Source organism: Rhodococcus sp. KBS0724, assembly GCF_005938745.2.
Classification (GTDB): Bacteria; Actinomycetota; Actinomycetes; order Mycobacteriales; family Mycobacteriaceae; genus Rhodococcus_F.
In genome coordinates this window covers 2,942,847-2,969,506 of the sequence record NZ_VCBX02000001.1, presented here as the reverse complement: position 1 = coordinate 2,969,506, position 26,660 = coordinate 2,942,847, and the positions used below count along the sequence as shown (strand labels likewise).

The 26,660-nt window shown below is 62.6% G+C and carries 24 protein-coding genes and 1 pseudogene; 7 read left to right on the top strand and 18 right to left on the bottom strand.

Annotated features, from left to right (window positions below; all coding sequences use genetic code 11):
- Window positions 1-20: 20 nt before the first annotated feature.
- From atzF to FFI94_RS13660, 5 genes are read right to left on the bottom strand one after another with little or no spacing between them, the layout of a single operon-like run.
- Window positions 21-1,709, bottom strand: a complete 1,689-nt coding sequence (gene atzF / locus FFI94_RS13680) for an allophanate hydrolase (protein ID WP_260684101.1) — start codon at window positions 1,707-1,709, stop codon at window positions 21-23.
- On the bottom strand, window positions 1,706-3,718 hold the full coding sequence (locus tag FFI94_RS13675; RefSeq protein WP_138868339.1) for a 5-oxoprolinase/urea amidolyase family protein: 2,013 nt from the start codon (window positions 3,716-3,718) through the stop codon (window positions 1,706-1,708). The genes atzF and FFI94_RS13675 overlap by 4 nt, the downstream gene beginning before the upstream one ends.
- Window positions 3,715-4,368: an urea amidolyase associated protein UAAP2 gene (locus tag FFI94_RS13670; RefSeq protein ID WP_138868338.1), complete on the bottom strand. Its 654-nt coding sequence runs from the start codon at window positions 4,366-4,368 to the stop codon at window positions 3,715-3,717. Before FFI94_RS13670 ends, FFI94_RS13675 begins: the two co-directional genes overlap by 4 nt.
- Window positions 4,365-5,270, bottom strand: a complete 906-nt coding sequence (locus FFI94_RS13665; RefSeq protein WP_260684100.1) for an urea amidolyase associated protein UAAP1 — start codon at window positions 5,268-5,270, stop codon at window positions 4,365-4,367. Before FFI94_RS13665 ends, FFI94_RS13670 begins: the two co-directional genes overlap by 4 nt.
- Entirely contained in the window at window positions 5,267-6,790 is a 1,524-nt protein-coding gene (locus FFI94_RS13660; RefSeq protein WP_138868336.1) for an amino acid permease, read from the bottom strand. Before FFI94_RS13660 ends, FFI94_RS13665 begins: the two co-directional genes overlap by 4 nt.
- A gap of 200 nt (window positions 6,791-6,990) precedes the next feature.
- Between FFI94_RS13660 and FFI94_RS13655 the strand changes: the two genes are divergently transcribed.
- The 5 genes from FFI94_RS13655 to FFI94_RS13635 all read left to right on the top strand — a co-directional run bounded on the left by FFI94_RS13655 (window position 6,991) and on the right by FFI94_RS13635 (window position 11,826).
- Window positions 6,991-8,385 (top strand): putative nucleotidyltransferase substrate binding domain-containing protein, encoded by a 1,395-nt coding sequence (locus FFI94_RS13655; protein WP_260684098.1) that lies wholly within the window; start codon window positions 6,991-6,993, stop codon window positions 8,383-8,385.
- Window positions 8,382-9,200, top strand: a complete 819-nt coding sequence (locus tag FFI94_RS13650) for a Fic family protein (protein ID WP_138868335.1) — start codon at window positions 8,382-8,384, stop codon at window positions 9,198-9,200. The genes FFI94_RS13655 and FFI94_RS13650 overlap by 4 nt, the downstream gene beginning before the upstream one ends.
- Window positions 9,197-9,892 carry a TetR/AcrR family transcriptional regulator gene (locus FFI94_RS13645; RefSeq protein WP_138868334.1) on the top strand — a complete coding sequence of 232 codons (696 nt, stop codon included), beginning with the start codon at window positions 9,197-9,199 and terminating at the stop codon, window positions 9,890-9,892. Before FFI94_RS13650 ends, FFI94_RS13645 begins: the two co-directional genes overlap by 4 nt.
- A gap of 75 nt (window positions 9,893-9,967) precedes the next feature.
- Window positions 9,968-10,762 (top strand): phosphotransferase, encoded by a 795-nt coding sequence (locus FFI94_RS13640; RefSeq protein ID WP_138868333.1) that lies wholly within the window; start codon window positions 9,968-9,970, stop codon window positions 10,760-10,762.
- Window positions 10,763-10,899: 137 nt separating this feature from the next.
- Complete coding sequence (locus FFI94_RS13635) at window positions 10,900-11,826, top strand: aminoglycoside phosphotransferase family protein (protein ID WP_138873171.1); 927 nt, start codon at window positions 10,900-10,902, stop codon at window positions 11,824-11,826.
- A 113-nt stretch (window positions 11,827-11,939) separates the two neighbouring features.
- On the opposite strand, the gene FFI94_RS13630 is transcribed toward FFI94_RS13635, so the two are convergent.
- Window positions 11,940-12,590, bottom strand: coding sequence for an orotate phosphoribosyltransferase (locus FFI94_RS13630; protein ID WP_260684096.1), 651 nt, complete (start codon window positions 12,588-12,590; stop codon window positions 11,940-11,942).
- Between the two features lie 9 nt (window positions 12,591-12,599).
- Window positions 12,600-12,788: a helix-turn-helix transcriptional regulator gene (locus FFI94_RS13625; protein ID WP_185993196.1), complete on the bottom strand. Its 189-nt coding sequence runs from the start codon at window positions 12,786-12,788 to the stop codon at window positions 12,600-12,602.
- Between the two features lie 346 nt (window positions 12,789-13,134).
- Between FFI94_RS13625 and FFI94_RS13620 the strand changes: the two genes are divergently transcribed.
- Window positions 13,135-13,488 carry a hypothetical protein gene (locus tag FFI94_RS13620; RefSeq protein WP_144298288.1) on the top strand — a complete coding sequence of 118 codons (354 nt, stop codon included), beginning with the start codon at window positions 13,135-13,137 and terminating at the stop codon, window positions 13,486-13,488.
- Window positions 13,489-13,503: 15 nt separating this feature from the next.
- Here FFI94_RS13620 and FFI94_RS13615 read toward each other — a convergent pair whose 3' ends face one another.
- The 7 genes from FFI94_RS13615 to FFI94_RS13585 form a co-directional block, all read right to left on the bottom strand.
- The gene (locus FFI94_RS13615) at window positions 13,504-14,118 is read right to left on the bottom strand and encodes a hypothetical protein (RefSeq protein WP_260684094.1); all 615 of its coding nucleotides are present in this window, start codon (window positions 14,116-14,118) and stop codon (window positions 13,504-13,506) included.
- Between the two features lie 107 nt (window positions 14,119-14,225).
- A complete protein-coding gene (locus FFI94_RS13610; RefSeq protein WP_138868330.1) occupies window positions 14,226-15,047 on the bottom strand; it encodes an alpha/beta fold hydrolase in 822 nt (273 codons plus the stop codon).
- 147 nt (window positions 15,048-15,194) lie between these two features.
- Entirely contained in the window at window positions 15,195-16,367 is a 1,173-nt protein-coding gene (locus FFI94_RS13605) for a helix-turn-helix domain-containing protein (protein ID WP_138868329.1), read from the bottom strand.
- Window positions 16,368-16,435: 68 nt separating this feature from the next.
- A complete protein-coding gene (locus FFI94_RS13600; protein WP_138868328.1) occupies window positions 16,436-17,818 on the bottom strand; it encodes an AMP-binding protein in 1,383 nt (460 codons plus the stop codon).
- Window positions 17,819-17,828: 10 nt separating this feature from the next.
- Window positions 17,829-18,956 (bottom strand): thiolase family protein, encoded by a 1,128-nt coding sequence (locus FFI94_RS13595; RefSeq protein ID WP_138868327.1) that lies wholly within the window; start codon window positions 18,954-18,956, stop codon window positions 17,829-17,831.
- A complete protein-coding gene (locus FFI94_RS13590; protein ID WP_138868326.1) occupies window positions 18,953-20,059 on the bottom strand; it encodes a class I adenylate-forming enzyme family protein in 1,107 nt (368 codons plus the stop codon). The genes FFI94_RS13595 and FFI94_RS13590 overlap by 4 nt, the downstream gene beginning before the upstream one ends.
- Window positions 20,056-20,640: a biotin transporter BioY gene (locus tag FFI94_RS13585; RefSeq protein WP_185993195.1), complete on the bottom strand. Its 585-nt coding sequence runs from the start codon at window positions 20,638-20,640 to the stop codon at window positions 20,056-20,058. The genes FFI94_RS13590 and FFI94_RS13585 overlap by 4 nt, the downstream gene beginning before the upstream one ends.
- A 209-nt stretch (window positions 20,641-20,849) precedes the next feature.
- Between FFI94_RS13585 and adhP the strand changes: the two genes are divergently transcribed.
- On the top strand, window positions 20,850-21,890 hold the full coding sequence (adhP, locus tag FFI94_RS13580; RefSeq protein ID WP_185993194.1) for an alcohol dehydrogenase AdhP: 1,041 nt from the start codon (window positions 20,850-20,852) through the stop codon (window positions 21,888-21,890).
- On the opposite strand, the gene FFI94_RS13575 is transcribed toward adhP, so the two are convergent.
- The 4 genes and pseudogenes from FFI94_RS13575 to FFI94_RS13560 form a co-directional block, all read right to left on the bottom strand.
- Window positions 21,891-23,291 (bottom strand): cytochrome P450, encoded by a 1,401-nt coding sequence (locus tag FFI94_RS13575; RefSeq protein WP_138868325.1) that lies wholly within the window; start codon window positions 23,289-23,291, stop codon window positions 21,891-21,893. It lies immediately after the preceding gene.
- Between the two features lie 137 nt (window positions 23,292-23,428).
- Window positions 23,429-23,853: pseudogene (locus tag FFI94_RS13570) on the bottom strand (hypothetical protein).
- An 83-nt stretch (window positions 23,854-23,936) separates the two neighbouring features.
- Window positions 23,937-24,911: a DUF2332 domain-containing protein gene (locus tag FFI94_RS13565; protein ID WP_138868324.1), complete on the bottom strand. Its 975-nt coding sequence runs from the start codon at window positions 24,909-24,911 to the stop codon at window positions 23,937-23,939.
- A 125-nt stretch (window positions 24,912-25,036) separates the two neighbouring features.
- Window positions 25,037-26,650 carry an ABC transporter substrate-binding protein gene (locus FFI94_RS13560; protein WP_138868323.1) on the bottom strand — a complete coding sequence of 538 codons (1,614 nt, stop codon included), beginning with the start codon at window positions 26,648-26,650 and terminating at the stop codon, window positions 25,037-25,039.
- Window positions 26,651-26,660: the final 10 nt, after the last annotated feature.

The window sequence follows — 26,660 nt, the reverse complement described above, 5'->3', positions numbered from 1 at the left end:
CCGGGACCAGTACTCGAAAGTCAGCCCACCGCCCCGGCGTCCAGCGCAGCCTTCCAGCCGCCGTACTCGCTGATGTCCTTGCCGGTGGACGCTGCCTCCTGGTCGCAACCGAATCCGGTTCCCCAACTGCCGTCGTCGAATTCGACCGAACCGAGCATCATCGGCGTCGGTAGCGCAGCGAGGAACGTGCCGAGAGCAGCGGGAGTGAGTTGCCAGCGCTCCCCCACGATCGCCACGCCGCCATCTGCCACCCGGACCAATCCCGGTTTGGGCGGCGTTGTGTCCAGCGCACTCAACCGGTAACGCGGAGCGGTTACTACCGGGCCGAGCCACCGGGCGCCGAGCCCAGTCAGCTGATGCTCGAGCGGCTGACCGCGCAGGTGAGCGCCGAAGACCGACAGTTCGACCGTGTCCGCCGGTTCCGACGTCCATCCTGTTGCTTCGTCACCGGTCACCATTGCCGCGATGTCGGCGGCGACGCCGTCCTCGAACGCACGCGCCAGCACCGTCACCCCGAACTGCGCATCGCCGGCAGTACCGGCAGGAACGGCGATGGCTGAAAGGTCGAAGAGATTGCAGAAGTTGGTGTACGTCCCCATCCGGGAGTTCACACCGATCGGATCAGCAGCGACCTCGGCGATCGTCGGATGTTCCGGCGCCGTCGGCACCATCAGGGCATCACATCCGTCGAGCTCCGTCATCGCCCGGTTCCGCAACTGCGCCAACAACTCCCGATCCGCCAGTAGTCGATGCGCCGGAATGGCTCCGGCGGGCGCAACGATCGAACGTACCGTTGGGTCCACAGCATCCGGATGGTCGTCGACGAATTCACCTACCGCCGCATATCTTTCGGCGACGAGCGCACCGTCGTACAGAAGCTTTGCGGCATCGAGGAACAGCGTCAGGTCAATCTCGACTACCTCGGCACCCGCGGAACGCAACCGTTCGACAGCTGCGCCGAACGCCGCCGCCCACTGCTCGTCCAGTCCGGGCAACAAAGCTGGAACTGCCACTCGTGGCCGCGGCGGCGCTGCCAACCGGACGTCGCTCGGCCACTGGCGGTCCGGTGCGCCTGATGCCATCACGGCCATCGCGGACTCGGCGCCGGCCAGATCCGCAGCAAAGATGGTCACGCAGTCGTAAGAACTACATGCTGGAACCACTCCCTCGGTCGAGACGACTCCGACCGTCGGCTTGACGCCGACGATGCCCTGCAGACCAGCCGGAACACGGCCGGACCCTGCGGTGTCGGTGCCGATTGCGATGTCGACCAGCCCGAGAGCGACGGCAACCGCTGACCCCGAACTCGAGCCACCCGAGATGTACTCGGGCCGACGCGAATCCCGCACCGCGCCGTGCGGGCTGCGAGTGCCGACCAACCCGGTCGCGAACTGGTCGAGGTTCGTCTTGCCCAGCACGACCGCGCCCGCCGCCCGTAGCGCCGCAACCGCCGCCGCGTCGACTGCGGGTGTGTACCCGAACTCGGGACACCCAGCAGTGGTCGGCACGCCGGCCACGTCGACGTTGTCCTTTACCGCGAGAACCACACCTCGCAGCGGTAGGTCAGCAGTGGACGCGTCAACGAGTGCGGCCTCGGCCATCACGTCGGCTTCGGGGCGTAGGTGTATCCAGATCTCCGGCCTGTCAGCGGTTTCAATCGCCCGATACGCTGCCGCGACCCGCGCCGTAGCTGTAATCCGTGCGCTCACGCGGCCACCTCCTTGACTGTTGTTGTGGTGCGGGCAAATTCACCGGCAGCAGACCACGCGTCCCGCTCGGCGCCGAACGCTACGGCTTGGGTGGCGCGGAATGCCGCAATGGAATCCGCATTGGCGGTGAGGAATTGCTCGTGTTCGGCGAGAGAGAAACTGCCATCCGTGATGTGCACGCCGCCGGGCCCACCCGCAGCCGTCTCGGCGCGCAGTTCAAGCAGTTCGTCCGGTTCGACGGGGTACCACGAGATCCGGTCGAAGAAGCGCAGCAACCAGGGTGTGCCGTCCTCGAACGGCCCGGACTTCTCCGGATACCGGTGGTTCCACACCTGGGTTGTGCGGCCGACGAACTGGTAGCCGCCTGGCCCTTCCATGCCGTAGATGCACAGGTAGGCACCGCCGATCCCGACGGCATTCTCCGGCGTCCAGGTGCGCGCGGGGTTGTACTTGGTAGTGACCAGACGGTGACGCGGATCCAGTGGGGTGGCCACCGGAGCGCCGAGATAGACGTCGCCAAGCCCGAGCACGAGGTACTCGGCATCGAATACCGTGTCGAAGACGTCGGCAACCGAGTCCAGCCCGTTCATCCGCCGAATGAATTCGATGTTCCACGGGCACCACGGCGCGTCGGCGCGAACACCGTGCATGTACCGCTTGATTGCCTCGCGAGTGGACGGGTCGTCCCAGGACAGAGGCATCCGGACCGATCGGCTGGGCACCACAAGTTCGGACGAATCCGGGATCTGATCCTCGGCCTCGGCGAGCAAGCCCATCAACTTCGACACCGGCAGTACGTCAGGGTCGACGCGCACCTGCAGCGACCGGATGCCGGGAGTGAGATCGAGTAGCCCCGCCGGCTTCTCCGCCTCGAGTCGCTGGTGCAGTGCGTGCGCCCGCGCCCGAAGTGCGAGGTCGAGAGTCATGTCCCCGTATTCGACAAGAACATTGTCGTCACCGGAGCGGCGATACGTCACTGCGGTCTTGCCGTCGCGGCGGGCGATCACTCCGTCGTCCCCGTCTCCGCCGCCGCTGAATACGGCCGGCAGGCTCGCGCGGCGGCTCAGGCCCAGTTGACGTTTCGACGCGGCGCGATCGGCGCGGATCGGTACGAATCGCACGGTATCGCCGGGGCTCAACTGCCCGAGCTTCCACCTTTCTGCGGATACGACGGTAACCGGGCAGACAAATCCACCCAGGCTCGGTCCGTCGGGCCCGAGCAGAATCGGGGTGTCACCGGTGAAGTCCAGCGCGCCAACCGAATAGGCATTGTCGTGAATGTTGGAGGGGTGCAGACCCGCTTCGCCGCCGTCGTTGCGCGCCCAGTCCGGCTGCGGCCCGATCAGGCGGACGCCGGTGCGGTCCGAGTTGAAGTGCACTTCGTAGTCGGTGGCGTACAACGTGTCGATGTCGTTGCGGGTGAAGAACTCCGGTGCGCCGTGTGGCCCCTCGGTAACGGCGATCTCCCAGCGGCCACCGATCACCGGGACGTGTTCCATCGGAACCGGTTGGGCGGCATCGGGGTTGCACAGACCTGCCCCGCAGCTCAATACGTCGCCCTCGCGTAGCGTCCGGCCTTCGTGACCGCCGAACTTGCCGAGTGTGAAGGTGGCACCGCTGCCCAGGTAGTCGGGCACGTCGATTCCTCCGCGTACCAGCACGTAAATCCGCAGTCCCGGACCGGTTGTCGCCCCGACGTCGAGGACGCCGCCGGCCGGAACGTGGACCGGCGCCCAGGCCCGGACCTGCAGTCCGTTCACTCGGACGGTGGCCGGTGCGCCGGTGACGCAGACAACGGTGGCCTCGGCGAATCGCAGCGCGGGGCCGGCCATCGTGCACTCGAGTCCAGCTGCTCCCGGTTCGTTGCCGAGTGCCTCGTTGCCAAGTCGGAAGGACAGGTCGTCCATCGGGCCTGACGGGGGTACACCGATCTGCCAGTAACCGACGCGGCCCGGCCAGTCCTGAACGGTGCTCAGCATGCCGGGACGCTGAACGGTGATCTCGGTCATCGCTGTCCCTCCGGCCGGGTCACGATCATCCGCACCGCTGTGGGGTCGAAGCCGTTGCAGGGGTTGTTGATCTGGGGGCAGTTCGACACGAGCACCAGTGTGTCGATCTCCGCGCGCAAAGCCAGTCTCTTACCCGGTGCGGAGAGTCCGTCGACGATGCCGAGTGTTCCATCCGCGTCGACCGGAACGTTCATGAAGAAGTTGATGTTGGAGACCAAGTCACGTTTGCCCAGTCCCCACTTGGCGCCCTCGATCAGAAAGTTCTCGACACACGCGTGCTGATGCTTGGTGTGGTGGCCGTAGCGCAAGGTGTTCGACTCCTGCGAGCACGCGCCTCCGACGGTGTCGTGGTTGCCGACCTCGTCACCGACAAGCGTCATCAGTGCAGTTCCATCGTCGGCACGAAGCACCGATCCCGTGGTGAGAAACAGATTGCGCTGCGCTGCAACGGTTGCGGCAGCCGAGTACCGAACGCCGTGATCGTCGGCTGCATAGAAGAGGGAGTCGACGGCCTGGTTGCCGTACAGGTCGACGATGGTCAGGACGTCGCCGGCTCGGACGATCGCAGACCAGGGTCCGCGGGCGCCGACAGTCTCATCGAGGATCACGGCTCCGGGGACGAGAGCGGGAGTCTCTACAGCGGTGGTCATTTGGCGTCCCTTCCGAAATGTGCTTCATGTGCTGGCTTGGCGGCGTTCCAGGCGTCCTCGGTGTTGAGGACTGCACGGAGGTACTCAGGGTCGTTGCCGGGCAGAGCGTCGAGGTCCTCGGGCGCTTCCCACGCCACTACTTCGAGGGACGTGGTGCCGAACGTGGTGTCCGGGTCCAGCGGGTGGGCGGTATTTGCAATCAGCACGATGACCGGCAGATGGATCAGTAGCTCCAACTCCGTTCCGGCGCCTGCGTTTCCGGTGCTGGTCAGTGCGCCGTTCGGCTCGACTCGTACGCCGTGGAACAGTGTCAGCACCGGCGGCAGGTCGCGGGCGGTCAGGCCGTGCTTGGCCGCGGCCAGAGTCAACAACTCCCGCCCGGCGGGTGCTCCCGAATGTACGGATCCCTCTCCGTACTTGGCTGTGTTCGTGGCCAATGACGTAGTTCCGCAAAACGCGTCGTGGTGACCGGAGGTGTCGGCGACAACAGTCGCCAGTATCCGTCCCTGATCGGAGAGCAGTGGATGGCCCACCCGCAGGTACGCCTGCCACGGCACCTTGACGGTGTCGGCAATGTTGAGCCGCTCGTGGGGAGCGTCCGCCCGGTACAGCAGCACATTCGCGCAGGCACTGCCGGCGATGTCGCGCAGTCGGATCCGCGTGCCGCGGGCCAGCACCTTCGAGGTGTATCGGCCGCCGGGCACCGTCTCCGCCCAGGTCAGCCGGTCCGCGGTGATGCCGACCGGAGGCGTGGGCCATTCGGAGGCGGGAAGGACTGGCATCGAGTCGGTGATCGCGCCGGCCTGCGAGCGGGCGTGCTCGCGGGCGGCGGCTGTGGTGTCAGTGGCTGCTGTGATGTCGGTGGCTGCTGTGATGTCTATGGCAGTGTCGGTCGTGGTCACTTCGTAGCTCCAATCGTGACGGGGTTCGGAACGGTCTTGCCGCGCGGGTAGCAGAGAGCGCCCACCAGGACGACGGCAACGACGGTGATCGGGGCAGCCCATTGCAGAATCGGCATGTCACCGGAAGGGTTGAAGATTTCGGCGCGTGGCCAGGACAGGTTGATCACCATTGCGGCTCCGTACAGCACCGCCGCGATGTTGACCGGAATGCCGAAGGCCCCCAGTGAGAACAGCTTTCGGCCCTCGGAGTCGTACTGGACATCTCCGTGCGGCCAGCCCTGCAACCGGCGGCGCAGCAGCGGAACGGTAACCATCAGGTACGCCAGATAGATCAGCACGATGCACACGCTCGACAGCGTGGTGAAGATTGCCGAGTTTCCGACGTTCACCGCGAGCACCAGGATGCAGGCGATACCGATCAGGACAGACGGCGCGATCGGAGTTCCGGTGCGGGCGTTGACCTTCGAGAGGGTCTTCGATGCCGGCAAGCGGCCGTCGCGGGCCATGGAGAACATCAGCCGGGATGCGGCAGTCTGAATCGCGAGGGTGCACACGAAGACCGCGATAGCGACGTCGATCAGCAGGAGAGTGCCCCACGGGGAGCTCAGGATTGCGCCGAGTACGTACGGCAGGCCTTCGCTTGCGAGCCGGCCGTCGGTGAGGCTCGGCGCTGCCATCAGCGCGCCGACGATCATGAGGCCACCGCCGAGAGCGGACACCGACAGTGCCAGTCGAATGGTGCGCGGCGCGACGCGGCGCGGATTGCGGGTCTCCTCGGCCAGCTCGCCCGCCGAGCCGAAGCCGACCATGACGTATGCCGCCATCAATCCCGAGACGATCCAGGCCCAGATGTAGCCTGGCTCGCTGCCCGCGGCGCCGGTATCGAAGACCACCTGCGGACCACGTTGGGCGTGGGTGAAGAACATCCCGATTACCGCGATGACGCCGATGATCTCGCAGGTCACACCGATATTGTTGATCCGCGACATCCAGTTCACGCCAACGCAGTTGATCGTTGTCGTGAGCACCAGCAACACCGAGCCGAGCAGTACAGCGTTGGTCGCGCCACTCGACGACGTCAGGGAACTGTCCTCGCCGACGATCTGGAATCCGCTCCACACGTTTGGCAACACCACCTGCAGGGCGATCGCCGCCGCGGAGGCGGTGACTATCTGCGCGATGATCATGAACCAACCGGCGAACCACCCGATGATCTCGCCGCCCATCCGCCGTGACCACTGGTAGATGGCACCCGAGATCGGGTAGCGCGCAGCAAGTTCGGCAAAGCTCAGCGCCACCATGAACTGGCCGAGGAACACGCACGGCCACGTCCAGAAGAACGCCGGTCCCGCGAAGCTGAAGCCGAGCCCGAACAACTGGAAGATCGTGGTCAGGATGGAGACGAACGAGAAGCCTGCCGCGAACGAGGCGAACTTGCCGAGCGAGCGGTGCAGTTGCTGCTCGTAGCCGAACTCGGCGAGGTCGTTGTCGTCGCTGGGCTTAGGTGCCGCGATCGTCATTGATTCTCCTGGGAGGCCTGGGGGCGGTATTCCTGTCAGTTGATAGTTTTCTGCGCTCCCGTTCCCGGCCGGTGTCTCTCATGTTTCGCTGTGTAGCGATTGCGTTGCGAGTCGATGACATCGGTTAACGAAACGTTTCCGAACCCTCACATGGGTAGTCGGTGATGCTCCGCGGGGCGGCACAGCATTAGATAAGGGCCATGAACGTCGTCCGCGATCCATCGATGCTCCCGGTGGGCGAGTTGTTGCGTGGGCCCGCACTTACCTGCGAACCGGAGACAACCGCCGCCGATGCTGCCCGCGCCATGACCGCTGCCGGCCGTCGTTACGTACTCATTCCCCTTGGCAGCGGCACGCTGGGCATCTTCACCGACGGAGACCTACGCAGGCGGATTGTTGCGGCCGGACTCGGCACCACTACCCCAGTGTCCGAAGTGATGACCACTCCAGTGCATACGGCAAGCGCTGACCGACTCGGCGCCGACGTGCTGCTCGACATGCTCGAACGCGGCGTGAGGCACCTGCCGGTACTGTCCTCACGCGGCGACGTTCTCGGTGTGGTCGAGGACGCCGACCTGTTCGCCACTGCAACGCGGAGTGGATTCCTGGTGCGCAGCACTATTTCTCAGGCAACCGACGCCGACGAACTGGTGGCCGCGACAGCACGGATCCCGGAACTTGTGGTGGGGCTGTGGCGAGCACGCGTAGCGGCGATCGATGTCAGCGCCATCGCGTCGGTACTCATGGACGCCGCCGTCACCCGGGCCGCTAGCCTCATCGCCGACGGCCATCCCGGTTCGACCTGGCTCTCCCTCGGCAGCGTCGCTCGCCGCGAGGCCATGCCCAGCTCCGACGTCGACAGCGCGCTGATCTGGCCGGACGACCACAGTCCCGAACGGCAAGCCCGCGAAGCCGCCTATGGAAGTCGGGTACACGAACTACTGCAGCGCTGCGGACTCCCCTCTGATGCCAATGGAGCGGTTGCGTCCAGCCCGCGGTTCGCGCGTTCCGAATCCGACTGGCTGCGCGGGCTGGACGGCTGGCTCGCCGATCCTTACGCCGATCAGGGTGTCGTGATGGTGTCACTGCTCGCGGACAGTCGCGTCACGCTCGGCGACGACCACCTTGCCATGTCCCCCGTTGTTTCCGAGCGACTCCATCCCGACGCACTACGGCTGCTGCTCAAGGAAGCCGTCGAAGGTAAGGCGCGGATGCATTCACTGCGCGAGCGTCTTACTCGCCGCACGGATTCCGTCGACATCAAGGCACAAGGTGTGATGCCGATCGTGAATATCGCGCGGTGGGCCGGGCTCGCGGCAGGCTGCGCGGACCCGTCGACCACAGTGCGACTGCGAGCGGCAGCGACCTCGGGAATTCTCCCCGACGACGACGCGACGATGCTTGCCGAGTCGTTCGACGTGCTCGCACAGATCCGGTTGCGGCACCAGTGCGAGCAGATCGAACGAGGCGAAGCCCCGACCGACGTCCTGCCACTGGACTCGCTGACCCCCCTGTACCGGAGTCTGCTCGCGAGCGCCGTCCGTGAGATCGCAGGCCTGCAGCGAAAACTTGCATACACGGGGCCACCGGCATGACCGAACTGACCGACGCGCAGCGGCACGCGGTTCGTCAGACCGTGGCGGCCGAGCGACTCGAAGGATGGCAGCCCAGCGGCGACGACCTCACCGATTTGGACGCACTGGCCGTCGGCACCCTCACCTGCGAGGACTACATCGAACGTCACCGCAGCGCCGCATCCGCGCGCGCAGTCCCGCGCCGGCGACGGCTCGCCTTACCGCGTCCGTACCTGGTCACCGGGACCACCGTGCTGCGCAACAACTTCGGATTCCAGGACCATACTCAGCTGCGGGACGTCGAGTATGCCGCGACCGCAGCTCGCCTGCTCCAAGCCCATCTGCAACCCGCGCCGACGCCGAGGCAGGTGGATGCCGAGTACATCTTCGGGTTACACGGGCAGGTGTTCGGTGACGTGTTCGGCTGGGCGGGGCAGCAACGCATCGTCGACATCACCAAGAACGGCGACGGCTTCGCACCGGTCGGTTCGATCAGCCGATACTTGCGTGAAGTCGAAATCGCAGTTGCGGCGACCGATTGGCACCGAGCCGACCGTGGCGGGCTGGCCTACGCGCTGGCGACTGTCTACGTCACCTACAACCACGCGCATCCGTTTCGCGAGGGAAACGGCCGCACCGGCAGCCTATTACTCCACCAACTCACCAGCTCGACCGGATTCCTGCTCGACCTGTCGAGCATCGATGCTGCGGAATGGGTTGCTGCGTCTCGTGATTCGTCCCCCTTCCGCCGGACCGGCGCTCCGTCGCCGCGCCCGCTGATTCCCCTGTTGCGGCGCGCGCTCGTGGACCGCAGTGATGGAAGGATGGAGTCATGACCACCACCGGAGCCGGCCGCCCACGGCTGTCGACACGCAAGCGTCCCGGCGCAACGGCACGCGACGAAATTCTCGATGCGGCAGCCGAGTTGTTCACCACCGGCGGCTTCACCAGCACGTCCACTCGGATGATCGCCGATGCGGTAGGGATCCGGCAGGCATCGCTCTACCACCACTTCGCCAACAAAGACGACCTACTGACGGCTCTTCTAGTCGGGACAGTCACCTCGCCCCTGGCTTTTGCTCAGGAAATGCGCGAGAGTCCGGAACCCGCCGCGGTGCGTATGTACGCCCTGGCCTGGTTCGACGCGCAGCAACTCGCGGCGTCCCGATGGAATCTTGGTGCCCTCTACCTGCTGCCGGAGCTGCGGACCGAACGATTCGAGCCGTTCCGAGCCCAGCGCGGCACACTCATGAATCTGTACACAGAATTCGCTCGAGACGCGCTGGTCCAGATCAATCCCGACCGCGACGTCGATCTCCGCACTGCGCAGCTACCGTTCCGTCTCGTCGAGACCGTGATCAACACCAGGTCAGACGCTGAAACCGAAGGAACCGGAATCCCCACATCTCCCGACGTCATTGCCGACGCATCGATTCGGATCCTGGGATGGATTGGGTCAACAGCTGAACTCGCTTCTCGCACTACGACGCTGCTTGACGGATACGCCGGCCGTGCAGGTAATGCGTGATAGTCAAACGTAACGAATTCGAGCGTCAACTCCGCTGACACGAGAGTGCATGCTCGGCTATACGGGGAGACCATTGTGAGTGCTGAAGAAGATTCCTCCGAGGAGGTCGTCCTCGTGGGCGGAAATCGCACGGTAGTGCATCGGGTGGGCAGTTCGGTCCGAAGGATGACCGGCACCCACTCTCGCGCCGTCCACACCTTGCTCGACCACCTGCAACAGGCGGGGTTCGAGTACAGCCCCCGCTTCCTGGGAATCGATGACCAAGGACGCGAAAAGCTCTCCTACCTGGAAGGAACGGCCGGGAACTACCCGATACCGCCGGAGGTCCGCAGTCGCGAGGCGATGGAAACGGCAGTGACGATCCTTCGTCAACTCCACGATGCCACCGTTGGACTACGGCTACCTGAAGGACACGCTGACCACCTCCCAGAGGGCCTCAGGGCTGAAGCGGTGTGCCACTGGGACGCTGCGCCATACAATTTCGTATTCAGTGGCACGCGTGCGATCGGGATAATCGACTTCGACGAAGCCGGCCCAGGCCGTCGCATCGATGATCTTGCCTATTTCGCGTACCGATTCGCGCCGTTGTGTAGCCCGGATAACTTCTCCGACGGTGGCTGGTCTGCTGATATCGACCAATTCGACCGTCTGAAAAGAATTTTCGAACTTTACCCGGACCCCCGCGCATCTCTGCTGCCCGAGATTTTGATCGACCGTTTGGGGGCGATGAAGCGAGCCATTCTCGCCCGTATCGAGGCAGCGGAGCCAGGCACCGCGACCCGCACAGCTGCTGAGCACATCGACATCTACACCCGAGATCAGATCTACATTCGTGAGAACTCCGAGGCAATCATCGCCGCTATTCGTTGATGCCCCGCACAATCGAGCAGTAGATCCGCGATTTCCGTGGAACCGATTCGTGGGAACGGGCGGCTTCAGCACCCGCATACCGATACTCGAGGAAAAGGTTTCGACGCTGGACCTTTCGGAGTGGTTTCCTTGTGGCCATGCACATCCGCAAGCTTCACAAAGACGAACCGGACATCGACCTCGCTCTGATCCCGCGTCTGCTCGCGGGTCAGATGCCGCAATGGGCCGATCTGCCGCTGCATCTGGTCGAGTCGATCGGTACTGACAATGTCATGATCCGGCTTGGTAGGTCACTGGTGATCCGGATGCCCCGCACTCCGGTTGCGGCGCAGGGAATCACGAAGGAGCAAGCGTTGGTGCCGCGGCTCGCGCCGCAATTACCTGTCCCCGTGCCACTTCCGGTGGGTGTGGGTGAGGCGGCCTTCGGATACCCGTGGCGGTGGTCGGTGTATCCGTGGTTTGCGGGGCGAAATCCGTTGCCCGGTATAGCTGATGACCATCTCGCAATCCAACTCGCCGACTTCGTGTGCAGCCTACGTCGAATCGACACCTTCGGATTGCGCCCGGTGGGGCCGCTACATTCCTACCGGGCCGAGTCGATTGCGCGACGAGACTGCGCGACTAGAGCGACTAGAGCGACTAGAGCGAGCATTGCTGCGTGCGACGGACTGGTGGACGCAGCGTTGACGGAGGCAGTGTGGGAGAAGACGCGAGATGTCATCGACTACGCAGGCCCGCCGGTGTGGATGCACTCGGATCTGCATCCGGGAAACATCCTGGTACGTGGCGGCCGTCTCTCGGCCGTGATCGATTGGGGCGGACTATCCCTGGGTGATCCTGCGATCGACTGCCTTGTCGCATGGACGCTGCTGACACCGAACACACGGCGCGTGTTCCGGGCGCACGCCGACGTGGACGAGGACACATGGAAGCGGGGCCGGGCATGGGCTCTGTCGATCGCGTTGGTGGCGTTGCCGTACTACCGAGATATGAACGAGCAGATCACGGCCTGGGCGAAACATGCGATTGTTCAGGTCATCGGCGACATCGTCCCCGAACTCTGACACGAGATGCACACCCGCGACCAGGTGCAGGCACACAGGGAATCCTCCGCGACCATGGCAATCGTCCCCGGTTCTTCTCCTCGTGAGCGTTGTGGATGATGCTTTCGCGAGAGTCAGCCGGCGAGTATCGAGTCCAGGAATTCTTTGGTGAAAACGGATCGGATACCGACGTCGATATCCGCGAGGGCAGCGCCATCGGAACCTGATCTGTCGATTGCGCACAGCACCACCGAAACATCTGCTGACAGTGCTCGAAGCGCGAGGGTTGCGTTTCGAACAGCGCCGCCAGTGGTGATGACATCCTCGATCAGGGTGATGTTCTTCCCGTCGACGTCTATGCCCTCTGCCAACTTGTTTGTTCCGTAGTGTTTCGGTTCTTTTCGGACGAAGACCGCAGGGAGGCCGGTTGTTTGGCTGAGCATTGTCACTATCGGGATGCCGCCCATTTCCAGGCCACCGAGTACTTCGGTTTTCTCGGGAACCAGCGGAATCATGCGATCGACGATGCGGCGAAGCAGGGCGGGATCGGTTTCGAACAGGTACTTGTCGAAGTACTCGGTTGTGGTGATTCCGGAACGGAGCTCGAACCTGCCTGTGAGTCGGCATTTTCGGTCCACGTCGCGGGCCAGATTTTCCAGGTCTTCGTCCATGGCGATCATTGTCGTCCGGTCCGGCCGCGCCGCGTGCACCGGCCGGGCACGGATGATCGACTGCGGATCGGCCGGCACCACTGCGGCGTACCCGGATGCTGTCCGGTTCCCCATCAGGGCTCGTTAGTGCCGAACCGGTTCGATCAGTTCCTCCATCCGGCAGCCCAGAATGTCTATCAAGGCGGCGAGTGTGGTCAGGCTCAACCGTTCGGGTCGTTCGACGACCAGGTAGTAGCCCTGACTAGTGGAGAACATGCCGCGGGTGGCCATGACCGTACGCAGGTGCCAGTGGTAGTCGAGTTTGCTGTTCAATCCATCCACTCTTCGTCTAGTGCCCACGGTTTCGCCAGGGAACGTCCTTGAACCGTGTGCATCCGATGAAAATCCACTGGGTTTAGCGCGTTGCCGGGTACTCAGGCACCTACGGCGCTGGCGCCGGGTTCGGTGTACTCTGACTCTCTTCGTCTCCGGACGGAGTATGCGGGAGCGATCATCGATACCAGAACACAAGCCACATATAGCATCCGGACTACCACTTGTGCCTCGACAAGTACGTTTGCCGGACGATCGGAAACCTGACCAGCCTCATCGCAGAATTCGACGCCAAAGAAGCTATCTAGCAGGGTAAGCGTTGCAAGCGGGAGGCATTCGCGTCGCGGTGATCTCGGTAAGCGTGTTCGGCCTGCGCGATTCTGTCGATCAGATGATCGCGGCGTTGTGTTCGGCCGGCAGCGACGAACAAACCACGGACCCCGGAACAGGCCACGACAATCATGCAACACTGGTCAGACTCGAAGATGAATGGACACAGGCGATCACACCGGCACACCACGGCGAAACAGTCGGACGAACGCTGTGGTGGGTTCTCCACGAGGACGAAGTCGGTCGGTTGCGGGCCGCGTTCGAATCCATTCTCACTGTTCACACTTCATGCGGTTTCGACCCAGGAACAGTGCCGGCCGATCGTGTTGCGTGGTCGTTGACCTCTCATCGGTACAGCGCCGAATATTGACACACACGGACTTCGCTAATGCGCCAGTGCGGGAAGTTCGTCACGCAAGCTGTCGAGCAAGTTGACGTCGTAACGATTCGGGCGCGGTTGCGCCGGCGCTGCAATGTCAACCTCAGCCGGGAAACCATGAAGGACACGGCCCGGATCGAGCCGATCTATTGCTGCGTACCATTCGGCGAGCGGTGCGGCGAGACGCGCATGCAACTCGAAGCTCCGGCGTCGCCGGGTCGGATCGCCGTCACGCTGTTTCACCAACTGCTGGGTATCGGGGATCGATAGCAACACCACATCAGCAAACCCGAGACGACGCTGTGCGAACATCTGCCGAACCGCAGCAAACTCGTTCTCGAACCGCGCGATTGGTTCTACCCCAACAGCGGCCAGGCACCAGCTGTAGTGCAGTTTCAGCGGGTCGCTGTCGCACATCGCATTACCTGTTGCATCCTCGAGCGCTAACGCCTGCGTCCAACGCCCTGCGTTCACGCTCGCCCAGTACGCGGCCTGCGCAATCGCGTCAGATCCATCCGGTTCTTGTCCCGTCGGGGTGTATTCGGCGACGAATTGCCTGCCGGCGGCTCGACACCACGTGGTCTTACCTGCGGCACTAGGCCCTTCGACAGCGATGATCACCGGCACAACCCTAGTGATCTACATCGGCACTGCTCCCCGGCACCAAGTCCGGCAGCGCAAAAGGTGGTCCTGCTCACCCAAATGAGCGGGACCACCTTTGCAGAACGCTAGCCCTTGATGAATTCGAGAATGTCCTGGTCCAGGGCATCCTGATAGGCGCCGTAGATGCCGTGCGGGGCTCCTGGGTACACCTTGAGAGTGGCGTTCTTGACCAGCTTGACGGACTTTTCGGCCGCCGCAGCGATCGGAACGATCTGGTCGTCATCGCCGTGCGCGATAAGCATCGGAACATCGATCGCCTGGAGGTCCGCGGTCTGATCCGTCTCGGAGAACGCCTTGACGCAGTCGTATGCTGCCGCAAGATTCACCAACATCCCCTGTCGCCAGAAGTCGTCCTTCGCACCCTGCGAGACCTCCGCGCCCTCACGATTGGCGCCGTAGAACGCCTCGCTCAGATCCTTGTAGAACTGTGACCTGTCCTTGAGTACACCAGCGCGGATTCCGTCGAACGCCTCGATGGGAGTGCCTTCGGGATTCTCTTCGGTTCGGACCATGAGCGGTGGGACCGCGCCCGCAGTGATCACCTTTGCCACCCGGCCTTTTCCGTGTTGGGCGGCGTACCGGACAACTTCACCGCCGCCCGTCGAATGACCCACGACAACAAGGTCTTTCAGGTCCAGTGTTTCGACCAGTTCAGCGAGGTCACGTGCATACGTGTCCATGTCGTTGCCGGTGTACGTCTTCGACGAACGGCCGTGTCCACGACGGTCATGTGCAATAGCCCGATACCCGGCATCCGCCAACAACTTGAGCTCGACTTGCCATGCGTCGGAACTCAGTGGCCACCCGTGGCTCAGCAGTACGGGTTGACCGGTGCCCTGCTCCGTGTAGTAGATCTCGGTTCCGTCAGAGGTGGTGATGTACGGCATCCTGTGCTCTTTTCTCTTGGTGTGGAGGGAGATCTGAAAGCGTGCACGTGCCGGCTGCCCGACTCCCTAAGGCTACGGATGCCCACGCCGGTGGCAACAGAGACAAAGATCGACACCTTTTCCTACAAATGTCGAACACGACTCGATCTACAAGCGTCCTGTTGCTTCCCACAGTCGGATCAACTTGAGAGTGACGTGCAACGTACTGCGCGCTAAACCGTCGTCGAGCGCGTGACGCACCGATTCCGGCATGTTCTCGAGTCGGTAATACAACGTGGTGCGGTGGATATGAAGTTGTTCGCACGCAACTTGGGCGTGCCCGCCGCAATCGAGGTAAGTCTCGACTGTCTGCCGCTGTACGGCATCGCTGCGTTCCCACAGCTCGTAAGCGGCAGGGGAAAACGAGGAAAGCAATGATCGATCACCGCCCACTGCCTGCAGGAGAATCCAACTGCCGAGCTCCGAATAGTCAGCTCGCGCTCCGAACTCCGGCAAAACCGCGGCAGTCTTCGCGGCCGTCACGGCCCGATCCGCAACAACTCGGAGATCATCGTCGTCGTGCTGGTGCGCGGCGGATCCGATGCTGCGAATGGTGAACACCCGATCCGCAGATTCGGTGCGGATCTTCTCCTCGAGCACGGCACTGTCGTGTGCATGGCTCACAAAGATCAGGCAGTCACCGCACAGCCCGAGAAATCGGACGGATGAATCCCGCGGTCTGTCGAGGCATCGCCCGAAAACGTTCAATGCGATCGAGTTTTCCTGGCCGTCGACGAGCACCGCACGAATGACGGTATCCGGCCCTCGCACCAGGGCGTGACGCCCGAGCGCTTCGGTGAATGCTTGCCGCCGCACTGCCACATCGTCGGACAGTAGACGCATGAGGTAGCCGTCGCTGCGTTCACGTCCGTACGAATCGTCTGGACTTACGCTGTCCGAGAACAACATTGGAAGAGCAGAGTCCACTGCAACGTCAACGGCGGCAAGATCGGACTCCGTCAGGGCCGGCAGACCACCGGTGATGAGCCACAGCACTCCGTACAGCCGATCATCGCTACGGATTGGTACGGCAAGACGTTCCCGCGCATCGAATCCGGAGAGATCGACCGTAGTCGGATACCGAAGATCGTCGACGCTCAATCCCTCGAGATAGCGACGGGCAGCGTCCGGCGTCGATCTTCGTAGCAGACTCTCCGCGCGTATTCGATCGATATCGTCTCCCTGTGCGCTCGCGGCGACTGGACGATATTCCGCATCGTTGATGACCACGGAACGCTCCAGCACCTGCGCAAGCTCGTCGACAACTTCCTGAAGCTTCATGTGCACTACTGAATTGTCTGTTACATCCCGTGTCGCAGCCACGCGAAACCGCCGAAGCCCGGTGTGATCTACCTTTCCGAATCCGAGAGGGTAATCGCAAGAGCAGCACGGTCGAGCTTTCCCCGCGGCGTGCGCGGTAACCGATCGACCCGGAGAATCCGCACCGGCATGCTCGGGCTGGGAAGGGTAGTTCGCAGATGCCGCCAGATCGCATCGGTCTGCAATGCGTCGTCGTTGACAACGATGGCGACCGCTGGAGCCTCCCCCATTCGTGCATCCGGTACGCCGATACACGCGGCCTCTGCAATACCGGCCAGAGCAGTCAACGCCGCTTCGACAGCGGCCGGTTCCATTTTGAGGCCCGCACGGATCAGCATGTCGCTCTCCCGGCCGAGCAATTGCAGGCGTCTGACCTCCACGCGTCCTCGGTCACCGACAGTCATCCAACCGTCGAGCGGGCCGTTTACCACTCCCATTTCGGTCAGATAGCCGTCGAAGAGCATGTCGCTCCGCACATACACAAGACCGTCCCGAATCTCGGCGTCAACTCCGTCGAACAACTCGCCGGCCGAAAACTCGTCGATGTCACCAAGTCCTCGATCAAAAGACACGAAACTCAATTCCGATGCCCCGTAGAAGTGCACCAACGACGCACGTGGCAACGTTGCCTGCAGCGCGCGGCGTCCGGAGCGCGGCCACCGAGCGGCTGACGAGATCACCTCACGGACACACTCGACTGGCTCGATACCTGATCGCACGAGATCCCAGGCGATCGTGGGTACCGAATACAGATGGGTTGCACCGGCTTTCACTGCCGTTTCCGCGCCGCGGAGATCGACGAGGGCACCGCGAGTGAGCGCGTGGAGAGCTCCGTACAGAAAGTGCGTGTGGTCGAGGACGCCCGGCACCGAGACTCTGTCTCCGACGCCGACATCGAATACCGCATCCGACCGATCAAGAGTTCGCGCCCAGGACAACTGGTTTCGGACGAAGAGCTTGGGCTCACCGGTAGTGCCCGACGTGACACCGATCAGCAGTTCAGAGTCGGCCGACGCCTGATTCGACGCCCCGTCACATTCGAGGTCGACCGCGGTAACGAGTTCACCGGAGAACCCCTGACGACGTAACCGCCTGTGCTGCTTCGATTCCGCGACAACGGCTCCAGGAACGGTCAGTTCGAGCACCCGCTCGAGCTGAGTCTCGAGAAGGTGTCGGTGCAACAGAACCACACTGGTACCCGCGCGCATCGCTGCCGCGACAACCACCAAGGATTCGACATCCGACGTCGGCAGTACCGCCACTCGGTTCATCGACGACAGTCCCGATGCAACCCGGGACACCCTCGCCCAGAAGTCGGCGTAGCTGATCTCCTCGCGCGCGGAGACAACCGCAATCCTCGACGGATTGTCGCGAACTCGGTGAGCAATCCGCTCCGCGAGAAGTTCACTCATCGTTGCGCCCTCACGAAACACGCTCGACCAGCATCGCGATACCCTGACCGCCGCCGATTGCGCAGGCTGCGAGTCCCAGTTCCGGTCCATCGTCGGCCAGGATCTGACTTGCCAAGCGCACCAAGAGGACGGCTCCCGATGCGCCCCACGGGTGGCCCATCGCGATGGCACCCCCTTGCGGGCAGATGATGGATTCATCGAGTCCGAGTTCGTCCGAAACAGCAAGGACAACGGAGGAAAATGCCTCGGTGATCTCGACAATTCCCAGGTCGGAGACACTGATTCCGGTTTTTGCACACAGCGCCGAAATGGCAGGGACGGGGCCAAGTCCCGGCAATGCCGGATCGGACCCCGCTACAGCGGTACCGAGAATCCGCAGAGCCGGCATTCCCTGTGCGAGAGACTCCGTCGTCACCGCCAGCACTGCGCTGCCGTCCGAGACGCCACACGAGTTTCCGGCCGTGGCTGTGCCGTCAGCCCCAAAACTTGGACGGAGCCTCGCCAATCGTGCCTCAGTCATGCCGCGGCGAATCCGCTGGTCGGTGTCGACGCCGCCGATCGGCACGATTTCGGCGGAGAAATCTGTGGCAGCAGCGAGCGTGTGCGAACGGGTTGCGTACGCATCCTGCCGCTCACGACTGATACCGCGCAACCGCGCAAGATCATCTGCGGCACAACCCATATCGGGATCGGCAAAGCCCTGCGGAGCAAACGGTGCCCGGGTGTACCGCGTTTGCTCACCGCCCTGAACTGGTGGCCAGAAGCGCCACGGCGCGGTGCTTGCGGATTCGACGCCACCGGCCAGGATCAGTGTGTCGTTCCCACTACGCACCCGCAACGCAGCGTGCATGACCGCATCGAGGCCCGAACCGCATTGCCGGTCAACAGTGACGCCCGGGATCGAGAAACCCAACCCCGCTGCCAGTGCCGCGATACGAGCGGGATTGCCACCGGGACCCATGCAGTTTCCGAGGATGACGTCGTCCACCTCGGCCTCGATACCGGATCGCCGCAGCACAGCATGCACTTCGTTCAATACCGGAGCGGCAAGGTCCGTCGTGGTCAGGTCGGCAAATCCATGGCCTGCATTACCGATCGGGGTTCGCCGCGCGGCCACCAGAACAGGAGCTGAATTCATGAGTGCAACTCTTTCACGCGTCCTCGCGCGACTTTGCCACTACCGGTGCGTGGCAGCTCGTCGACGGTGATCCAGCGACTCGGCATAGCTTCTCTCGCCAACAACGCACGCGCCTGCGCACGAATTGCATGAAGTGTTACGGCGTCGTCGTGCTCGATTACTGCGGTAATCGTCTCTCCGAGAACCGAATGCGGTGAGCCGATGACGGCAGCGCCGGTGACACCGTCTACGGTTTCCAGGGTTCGCTCGACGTCCTCGGCCATGACCGTGGTTCCGCCGACGTTGATCGCAAACTCCCCGCGCCCGAGAATCGTCAGTTCCCGGTTCGCTCCGAGGACCGCTCTGTCTCCGACTCCGAACCACTCCGCCGCACCCAGCACACGATACGGCGAACGGACGTACAAGAGTCCGTCGCGGATCTCGGCGTCGACGCTGTCGAGAAGCCGCATCGGATCAGGTACCCGCCGGGCAGCGACAATGGAAAGCTCTGCAGCGCCGTAGTATTCGACTATCTCGATCCCCGACGCCGCAGCCCGGGCCCCGTCGTCCAACATGGTCCCGGCTACTATCGCTGTCCGCAACCGCGGCGCCTCGTACACGATGCGTCGTAGAACGGCTGGAACCGCGTGCACGACCGTCGCATCCGTAGGGTCGTCGGTGACACACGCGCCTTGCCACAGTGCGTGAACTGCACCGAACAGATGCATCGTCGCGTGAAGCGGACCGGTGATGAGCACGCGATCGTGTGCCTCGATGCCGGTGATGGTGGTGAACTCGGGGAAGCTGTCGAACCACGACGCCACTGTCCTGGCCAGCGGACGCGGTCGTCCACTGGAACCAGACGTGGCGACGAGCAGAAACGACGATGGATCGATCTCGCCGCGCTCGGACCGCGCCACTGGATCCTCCACGATCACCGCAGTTCCGCGCCTCGCGGCGGCATAGACGCAGATCAGCGCTTCCAGCACCGGCAGCGCCGACGCGTCGCACACGGCAACCTGAGGTGATCGCTCGATCGCGGCGTCAAGTTCTGCATAAGTGAGAACTGTGCCCCCGAGATCAAGCGCGCACTGATCGCCGTGTCCCCCGAGTTGTCCGATCACCGACGAATCAGTCCTGGATAAGCTCGGTGTACACCCTTGGCGACAACACTCGCGACAACCACTTTCAACGCGTCGCCGGGAAGAAATGCCACGTTTGTGCTCAGCGCGGCGCCGATACCCATGTCCGTACGAAGTACCAGTCCCGCCGTGCCGAACAGATACACGACGGCGATACCGCCAAACGCATTGATCAGAATGCCCAGCACAAGCGGGTACTTGGGCAGGATCCGGGCGGTGAGCCAACCGATGCACAGGACCGCGGGAAGCCACCCGACCAGATAGCCGGCACTAGGTCCGGCGAGGGCGGTCAATCCGGTGCGTCCACCTGACAGCAGCGGCAACCCGATCATCGTCAGTGCGATGAAGACGGCAACTGCCGCAACACCTTTCCGCGCACCGAGGATGGCTCCGGCAAGAATGACTCCGAGCGTCTGCAGTGTGATGGGCACACCACTGATACCGATCGTGATCGCACCGGGCAGACCCAACGCAGCGATCAGCGCCGCGAACACCGCGATCTGAGCCATTTCCCTTGCCTGAACGCCGACCTGCGGCGCCTGGGCGCCCTCGAGACTTGACATGCCCACTCCTCCAGATACTTGAACGACGTTCAAGATAGCAGCTCCGCCGCCCCCGCAGTAACCCCGCCAGGCACGATTGCTTCGAACCTTCACACTTCAGACCGGAAGGGTCCATGATGAACACGGACATACGAACACTGCAGGAACATGCCGAATACGGTCCAGTCCTGTGGAACAAGTAGTCGAGTAATGCGAGGAGTAGTGCAGTTATGGGCACCATGAAAGCCGCGGTTGTGCATTCGTTCACCGAACCGTTGACGATCGACAACATCGAAGTCCCGGAACCAGGCCCCTTCGAAGCGTTGGTACGCGTCGAGTACTCAGGTGTCTGTCACACCGATTTACATGCAGCACATGGCGATTGGCCGGTCAAGCCGTCCCCACCGTTTGTCCCCGGCCACGAAGGCGTCGGGACGGTCATCTCGGTTGGCGAGTCGGTCACCCGGATCGGCGTCGGCGACACCGTCGGAAACGCATGGCTGTGGAGTGCGTGCGGTGAATGCGAGTACTGCGAAACCGGGTGGGAAACCCTGTGCCCGAACCAGAAGAACGGCGGCTACTCGGTTGACGGCTCCTTCGGGCAGTACATGCTCGTCGACTCCCGTTACGCGCCGATCATTCCGGCCGGCGTCGATCTGTCCGCCGTGGGACCCATCCTGTGCGCCGGCGTCACGGTGTACAAAGGTCTGAAAGTCACCGACACCCGACCCGGGCAATGGGTCCTGATCTCCGGAATCGGCGGGCTCGGACACATTGCGGTGCAGTATGCCGTCGCGATGGGGCTTCGAGTAGTGGCCGTCGATGTCGACGACGCCAAATTGGAACTCGCGACCAAGCACGGCGCCGAACACACCGTCAACGCAAGGACGGTAGAAGATCCTGCCGCAGCCGTCAGCGCCCTCACTGACGGCGGAGTTCACGGGGCACTGGTCACCGCCGTCAACGCACACGCCTTCCCACAAGCAGTCGGCAGTCTGCGCCGCGGCGGCACCGTCTCCCTGGTCGGACTCCCCCCGGAGAAATTCCCCCTCGATATCTTCACCACAGTGCTGTTGGGACTGACCGTGCGTGGATCGATTGTCGGAACCCGGAAGGACATGAGCGAAGCGGTGGACTTCTTCGCCCGAGGGCTCATCAAACCCACCTATTCACTTCGGAAACTCGAGGACATCAACACCATCTTCACCGACATGGAAGCCGGAAGGATCGACGGCCGTATCGTTCTCGATTACACGAGAATCAATTCCTGATCAGCGGCGAGTGACCGTCACGGTGAACCCGCTCGGTCGCATCGTGAGCTGCTCCTGAACCTCGAGTTCATACGTCGGGTCGGCTGTGAACTCGTAACGATGCAAGATGACGGCTAGTGCCATCAGCATCTCGTGATACGCGAACTGGCGTCCAATGCACGCGCGCGGTCCGGTGCCGAACGGCTTGTACGCGGCACCGGACCGCGACCTGACCTGCTCGGGCAGAAAACGATCCGGGCGAAATTCGTCTGCGTCGGCGCCCCATACGGTTTTGTCACGGTGGACTCGCTGCAGGACAACCATGACCCAGTCGCCCTTCTGGAAGGCGTATTTCCCGCCGATCAGGGTGTCTTCCTTGGCTTCGCGGAAATATCCCGGAGCCGTGGGCCACAGCCGAAGCGTTTCGTCGAGCACTCGGCGCACTGCACGCAGCTTGCCCACCTGATCGAACTCGACTGCCGGAATCTCCCGCGACGGCCACAGCGCGTCAACTTCCGCCCGAGCCTTCGAAGCTTCCTCCGGATGCTGGGACAGCAGCCACAGCGCAAAAGACAAAGCGCCGGCTGAAGTTTCGTGGCCCGCTACAAGGAAGGTCAAGATCTGGTAGCGAATGTTGACGGGATCGAGTCTCTCCCCAGTCTCCGGGTCTACCGACTCGAGCATCAAGGTCAGGAGATCTGGCCGATCCGGACTGTTCACGTGCCGATCTTCGATAACTCGATCGACCACCGAGTTCAGGTACTCGACGTCGGCGCCGTGGCGGCGTCGCCGACGGCGATCGAACAAGGCCCGGCCCGGTATCGGAAGCCCCTTCTGCTGAATGTATTCGAGCGCTCCGAGCATCGCCGTCACAAACGGATCCACATCATGTCGGTCGTACGAATTGAATCGATAGCCGAATCCTGCCCTGCCGATTGTCTCGAGGGTCAGTTTGCTCATTTCCTCGGACACGTCGACGGGCGCGTCGGCTTTGTCCCAGGCCTCAGCCATCTCCGTGACGACGTCGAGCATGGTGTTGTGATAGCCGCGCATCGCTGCCTGTGTGAAGCCGGGCATCAAGATCGCGTGAGCTTTGGCCCAGTTGGGTTCGTCGTTTTCGGCGGTGAACAGTCCGTCCCCCGAAATCGGCCGCAACTGCCGCAGTGGCCGGGCCAGATTCTTCTGCCAGAGCTTCTCGTCGTTGACATCCTCAGCCAAATCGACGCCGCCGATGAAGCTCAATCGCATTGTCAGAATTCGACGCTGGTAGATGGGACCGAGCGACGCCAGAATCCGTGCCGTGTTCTGCATCGGCTTGACCGGATCCAGCCCGATAATGTCCCCGAGAATCGGCACTCGCCGCGGCGGGTGGGGCGGAACTTCGATGCTCACTGACGACTCCTGGCCTGTTGATGCTGACATCCGCCGGAAGTCTATGGGGCCGCTCGACTGCCCGTCCCACCGAGCGGCGACTTGCCGAGAGACGCAGGACGGGTACTCACACGGGGAAGCCGATGGACACCGTCGGGTGCCAGCGACTTCACCGTCTCAGATGTTGATCAGATCGAATCTGTAGCGGCCGGCCGCCAGGTCGCGACTGCCCAGATCACCACGACATCAAGTGCGATGATCACGATCGACCACAGCGGGTAGTAGGGCAACCACAGGAATTCGCCACGATCGAGAGTGCTGCGATCACAAAGGCCATTCCACGAGCCCACGTCTGACCCACAAACAGCCCCAACGACACCACAATTCCGATGATTCCCAGGACGATGTGGATCCAACCCCACGTTGTGACGTCGAATTTGTATGTGTAATTGATTCCGACGATCACGATATCGTTGTCGGCGAGAGCTGCGATACCTTGCAGGAGAGAAGCAATTCCCGCAACGAAGAGCAGCGCGGCCGCCGCTACCGTAGTACCAATCGCAATGCCCTGTCGCACAGGATGGTTTGCGGGAGCTTGATGCGAAGCAGTCATGACGTCCCCTTCGTCGGCAGATTAGTGTGAGGACAGTCAACCGAGTTTCAGCAAACCGGACATCACCCCGAACGGGTGAACACTTACCGTGTAGTTTGATCTGCCCAGTCGAGGAACTGTCCGTGACCGCCGGCCACTGCACGGGGCACGCCGTCCAGGGAGACAACAAATTTGCTGCGGTATTTCTCCGCTGACGTTGTCAACTTGGCGTCGATGGCGGGAAGGACTCCGACCCCTTCATTCGCAATCCAATGACATGGCAACGAGCGAACAACGTCCACGAACGCCTCTCGATCCGCTGGGACGAGGTAGTTGAGGACGGCACTGTGAAAGACCACCACCGTTGTTCCTCGAGGTGCCTGCTCGACAAGATCGGCAACAGCGGAATTGAGATCACCGCGTATTAGACGCGGCGGATCCTTCCTGGCGACAGCGGCAGCAGTGCGCAATCGCTGTCGACGATGGTCCTGCTCAGGCCACACGAGACTCTCCAACCACCTCATGTCGTCGGCGTTAGTCACATCAAGCGGATTCAGGTCGACACCCGACCGGTAGACCACTTCAGGGAGCTTCGCGGGAATCGGCGGATGGCCAGTCGTCGCACAGTCGAGCAGTACAGCGGACGGACCATCGACCGGATGCAGATATCGGTTGCCGTCGTAGAGATAGCTGTACCGGTCCGGAAAGAGGCACAGGCCGGCCGAGGCGCCAACCTCGATGAGGGAGAGTGGGCCGTCCAACAGTCCGAGTAGAGGAAGCAGTACGGCGGCGCGGCCGGCTTCGTTGGTCTGGGTCGTCCGGGTCCGTGCCAGTTCTTCGACGTCAGGCCAGTGAGCTGTCAACCAATGACGAAACAACCCATACGAACTGGGAGGTGCGCCGAGGTGACTACTGGCGCCGAAAACCAGATTGGGTTGGCGGCGGGGCTCGGGAAGTCGATCGATGAGAGCGAGGATCGGTGGGTCCGCTGCTACTCCAAGACCCCATTCCTCGTAGATTGCGGAGTTTCCTCGCGCTTCCACTTCCGCAAACGATCGGTACCAGAGCGAAGTGTCCACCATCGATGTCTACCAAACGTGGTGGGGTGCGGAAAGGTTTTCCATCACCCTGAAAGATAACGACGGGGCCGCCGAGTGGATAACCCACCGAGCGGCCCCGCCTTCCCCCTGTTCTCTACGACGCTTTACGACGTCGAATCAGGTGTGATCCAAGCGTTTCCGAACAACATGATGCCGTCGGCGCTCGGCGTGACTCCGTAGACGTTCTTGCTCCACGGAATGAAGTACTTGCCCGTGTTGACGACCAGCATAGGAGCCGTCTCGTTGACAAGAGTCTGGATTTGCTCGATCACTTTCTTGCGATCTTCGTCGGTCGGGGCCGATTGCATCTCGATGAGAAGGGCATCCATGGTCGCGTTCTTGTAACCGATCACGTTCGACGACGATTCGCTGTACAGGTTGCCGTACATCCGGACGAAGGGTGATTCGTCGAGCACGTTGAATCCGGCATACCCGATGTCGTAATCATGTTGGGCGTACATGGTTTTCACGAGGTCGTTGATACTGGTTGTGTAAACGATGTCGACCGTGAATCCGACGGCCTGCAGCATTGCCTGGAACGCGAGCGCACTCCGCTGAGTTGCCGGGTCGTTCAAGCCCACATAGGTGAGTTTGCCGTCGTATCCGTCCGCCTTGGCTTCGTCGAGGTACTTCTTTGCAGCCTCGGGGTCGTACCCGTTCCCGGCAACGGATCCGTGCCACTGCGACCATGACTGGAACATGTCGCTACCGGGCATTCCGTTGCCGGCCTCGACCCTCTCGTTGAAGGTGTCGGGGTTGAATGCCGCCACGATTGCCTTGCGCACCCGCACATCAGACGCGGCGCGTCCCTCACGCTGATTGATGTTGCCGACGCCGCCCATGTTCACGGTGTAGACGTATCCCACGTCTCCCGCGCTCAGAGCGTTGTGAACAACGTCCGCGCCACGTAGGTATGCGGCCTGAACACCTCCGGTGTGCAGGGCATCGAGTTTGGCCTGCTCACTGACGATTGCCGGAAATCGCAGCTTGTCGAGGTTCGGCTTGCCGTTCCAGTACCCGGGGTTGGCGGCGAGCACCAATTCATCCTGAGAAGCGAACTTCTCGACGACGAAGGGGCCCGCTCCGATCGGCGCGAAGGTCCCTGATGTCATGGACGACGGTGCCACGATCATCCCGGGACCGGTGGTGAACATGATCGGAAATTCGTTCCACGGCTGCTTGAGCGTGAAGACAACGGTAGCCGGATCCGGTGACTGTACGTCGGCAACGGTCGCCTTCCACACTTGCGTGTGGGTCCCCTTCTTCTCCAGATAGTGGTTGATGCTCCACAACACCGCAGCGCCGTCCACCGGTGTGCCGTCGCTGAACTTCGCTCCGTCACGAAGCGTCAACGTCCATATACTGTTGTCCGCGTTGGCTTTCAGCGATTGTGCAAGTTGCGGTTCGAACGTCTTCGTTTCGGGGTCGTACCGAATGAGGAGGTCGTAGATCGCGGCCATCTCGTTGCCGCCGGTCGCGCCGCCATCTTGGCGGTCGGCTGGATCGAGGCTGCTGACGCCGTTGTACGTCGCGAAGGACAGCGTTCCACCAGACGTTGGGTCACCGCCGTCCCCCTGTTCGCCAACCAGGCCGGTCGTCACGTCCGACGTATCGGTCTCCGAACCGGACCCACCCCCGGCGCAGCCGGCAACCAGCACCGTCGCCGCCGCCAAGGCAGTGAACGTGGTCGCGGCACGAGCGAATGAACTACGCAGCATGTAGACCTTC

Bases quoted from the DNA above. Each gene is read 5' to 3' on its own strand.
- FFI94_RS13585 (WP_185993195.1), bottom strand. From the start codon at position 20,640: ATGTCAAGTCTCGAGGGCGCCCAGGCGCCGCAGGTCGGCGTTCAGGCA.
- FFI94_RS13610 (WP_138868330.1), bottom strand. From the start codon at position 15,047: ATGCCGTACATCACCACCTCTGACGGAACCGAGATCTACTACACGGAG.
- FFI94_RS13660 (WP_138868336.1), bottom strand. From the start codon at position 6,790: ATGACGATCGCGGCACCTAAGCCCAGCGACGACAACGACCTCGCCGAG.
- FFI94_RS13630 (WP_260684096.1), bottom strand. From the start codon at position 12,590: ATGGGGAACCGGACAGCATCCGGGTACGCCGCAGTGGTGCCGGCCGAT.
- FFI94_RS13600 (WP_138868328.1), bottom strand. From the start codon at position 17,818: ATGAGTGAACTTCTCGCGGAGCGGATTGCTCACCGAGTTCGCGACAAT.
- FFI94_RS13675 (WP_138868339.1), bottom strand. From the start codon at position 3,718: ATGACCGAGATCACCGTTCAGCGTCCCGGCATGCTGAGCACCGTTCAG.
- FFI94_RS13635 (WP_138873171.1), top strand. From the start codon at position 10,900: ATGCACATCCGCAAGCTTCACAAAGACGAACCGGACATCGACCTCGCT.
- FFI94_RS13560 (WP_138868323.1), bottom strand. From the start codon at position 26,650: ATGCTGCGTAGTTCATTCGCTCGTGCCGCGACCACGTTCACTGCCTTG.
- FFI94_RS13575 (WP_138868325.1), bottom strand. From the start codon at position 23,291: ATGTCAGCATCAACAGGCCAGGAGTCGTCAGTGAGCATCGAAGTTCCG.
- FFI94_RS13595 (WP_138868327.1), bottom strand. From the start codon at position 18,956: ATGAATTCAGCTCCTGTTCTGGTGGCCGCGCGGCGAACCCCGATCGGT.
- FFI94_RS13655 (WP_260684098.1), top strand. From the start codon at position 6,991: ATGAACGTCGTCCGCGATCCATCGATGCTCCCGGTGGGCGAGTTGTTG.
- FFI94_RS13670 (WP_138868338.1), bottom strand. From the start codon at position 4,368: ATGACCACCGCTGTAGAGACTCCCGCTCTCGTCCCCGGAGCCGTGATC.
- FFI94_RS13650 (WP_138868335.1), top strand. From the start codon at position 8,382: ATGACCGAACTGACCGACGCGCAGCGGCACGCGGTTCGTCAGACCGTG.
- adhP (WP_185993194.1), top strand. From the start codon at position 20,850: ATGGGCACCATGAAAGCCGCGGTTGTGCATTCGTTCACCGAACCGTTG.
- FFI94_RS13645 (WP_138868334.1), top strand. From the start codon at position 9,197: ATGACCACCACCGGAGCCGGCCGCCCACGGCTGTCGACACGCAAGCGT.
- FFI94_RS13605 (WP_138868329.1), bottom strand. From the start codon at position 16,367: ATGAAGCTTCAGGAAGTTGTCGACGAGCTTGCGCAGGTGCTGGAGCGT.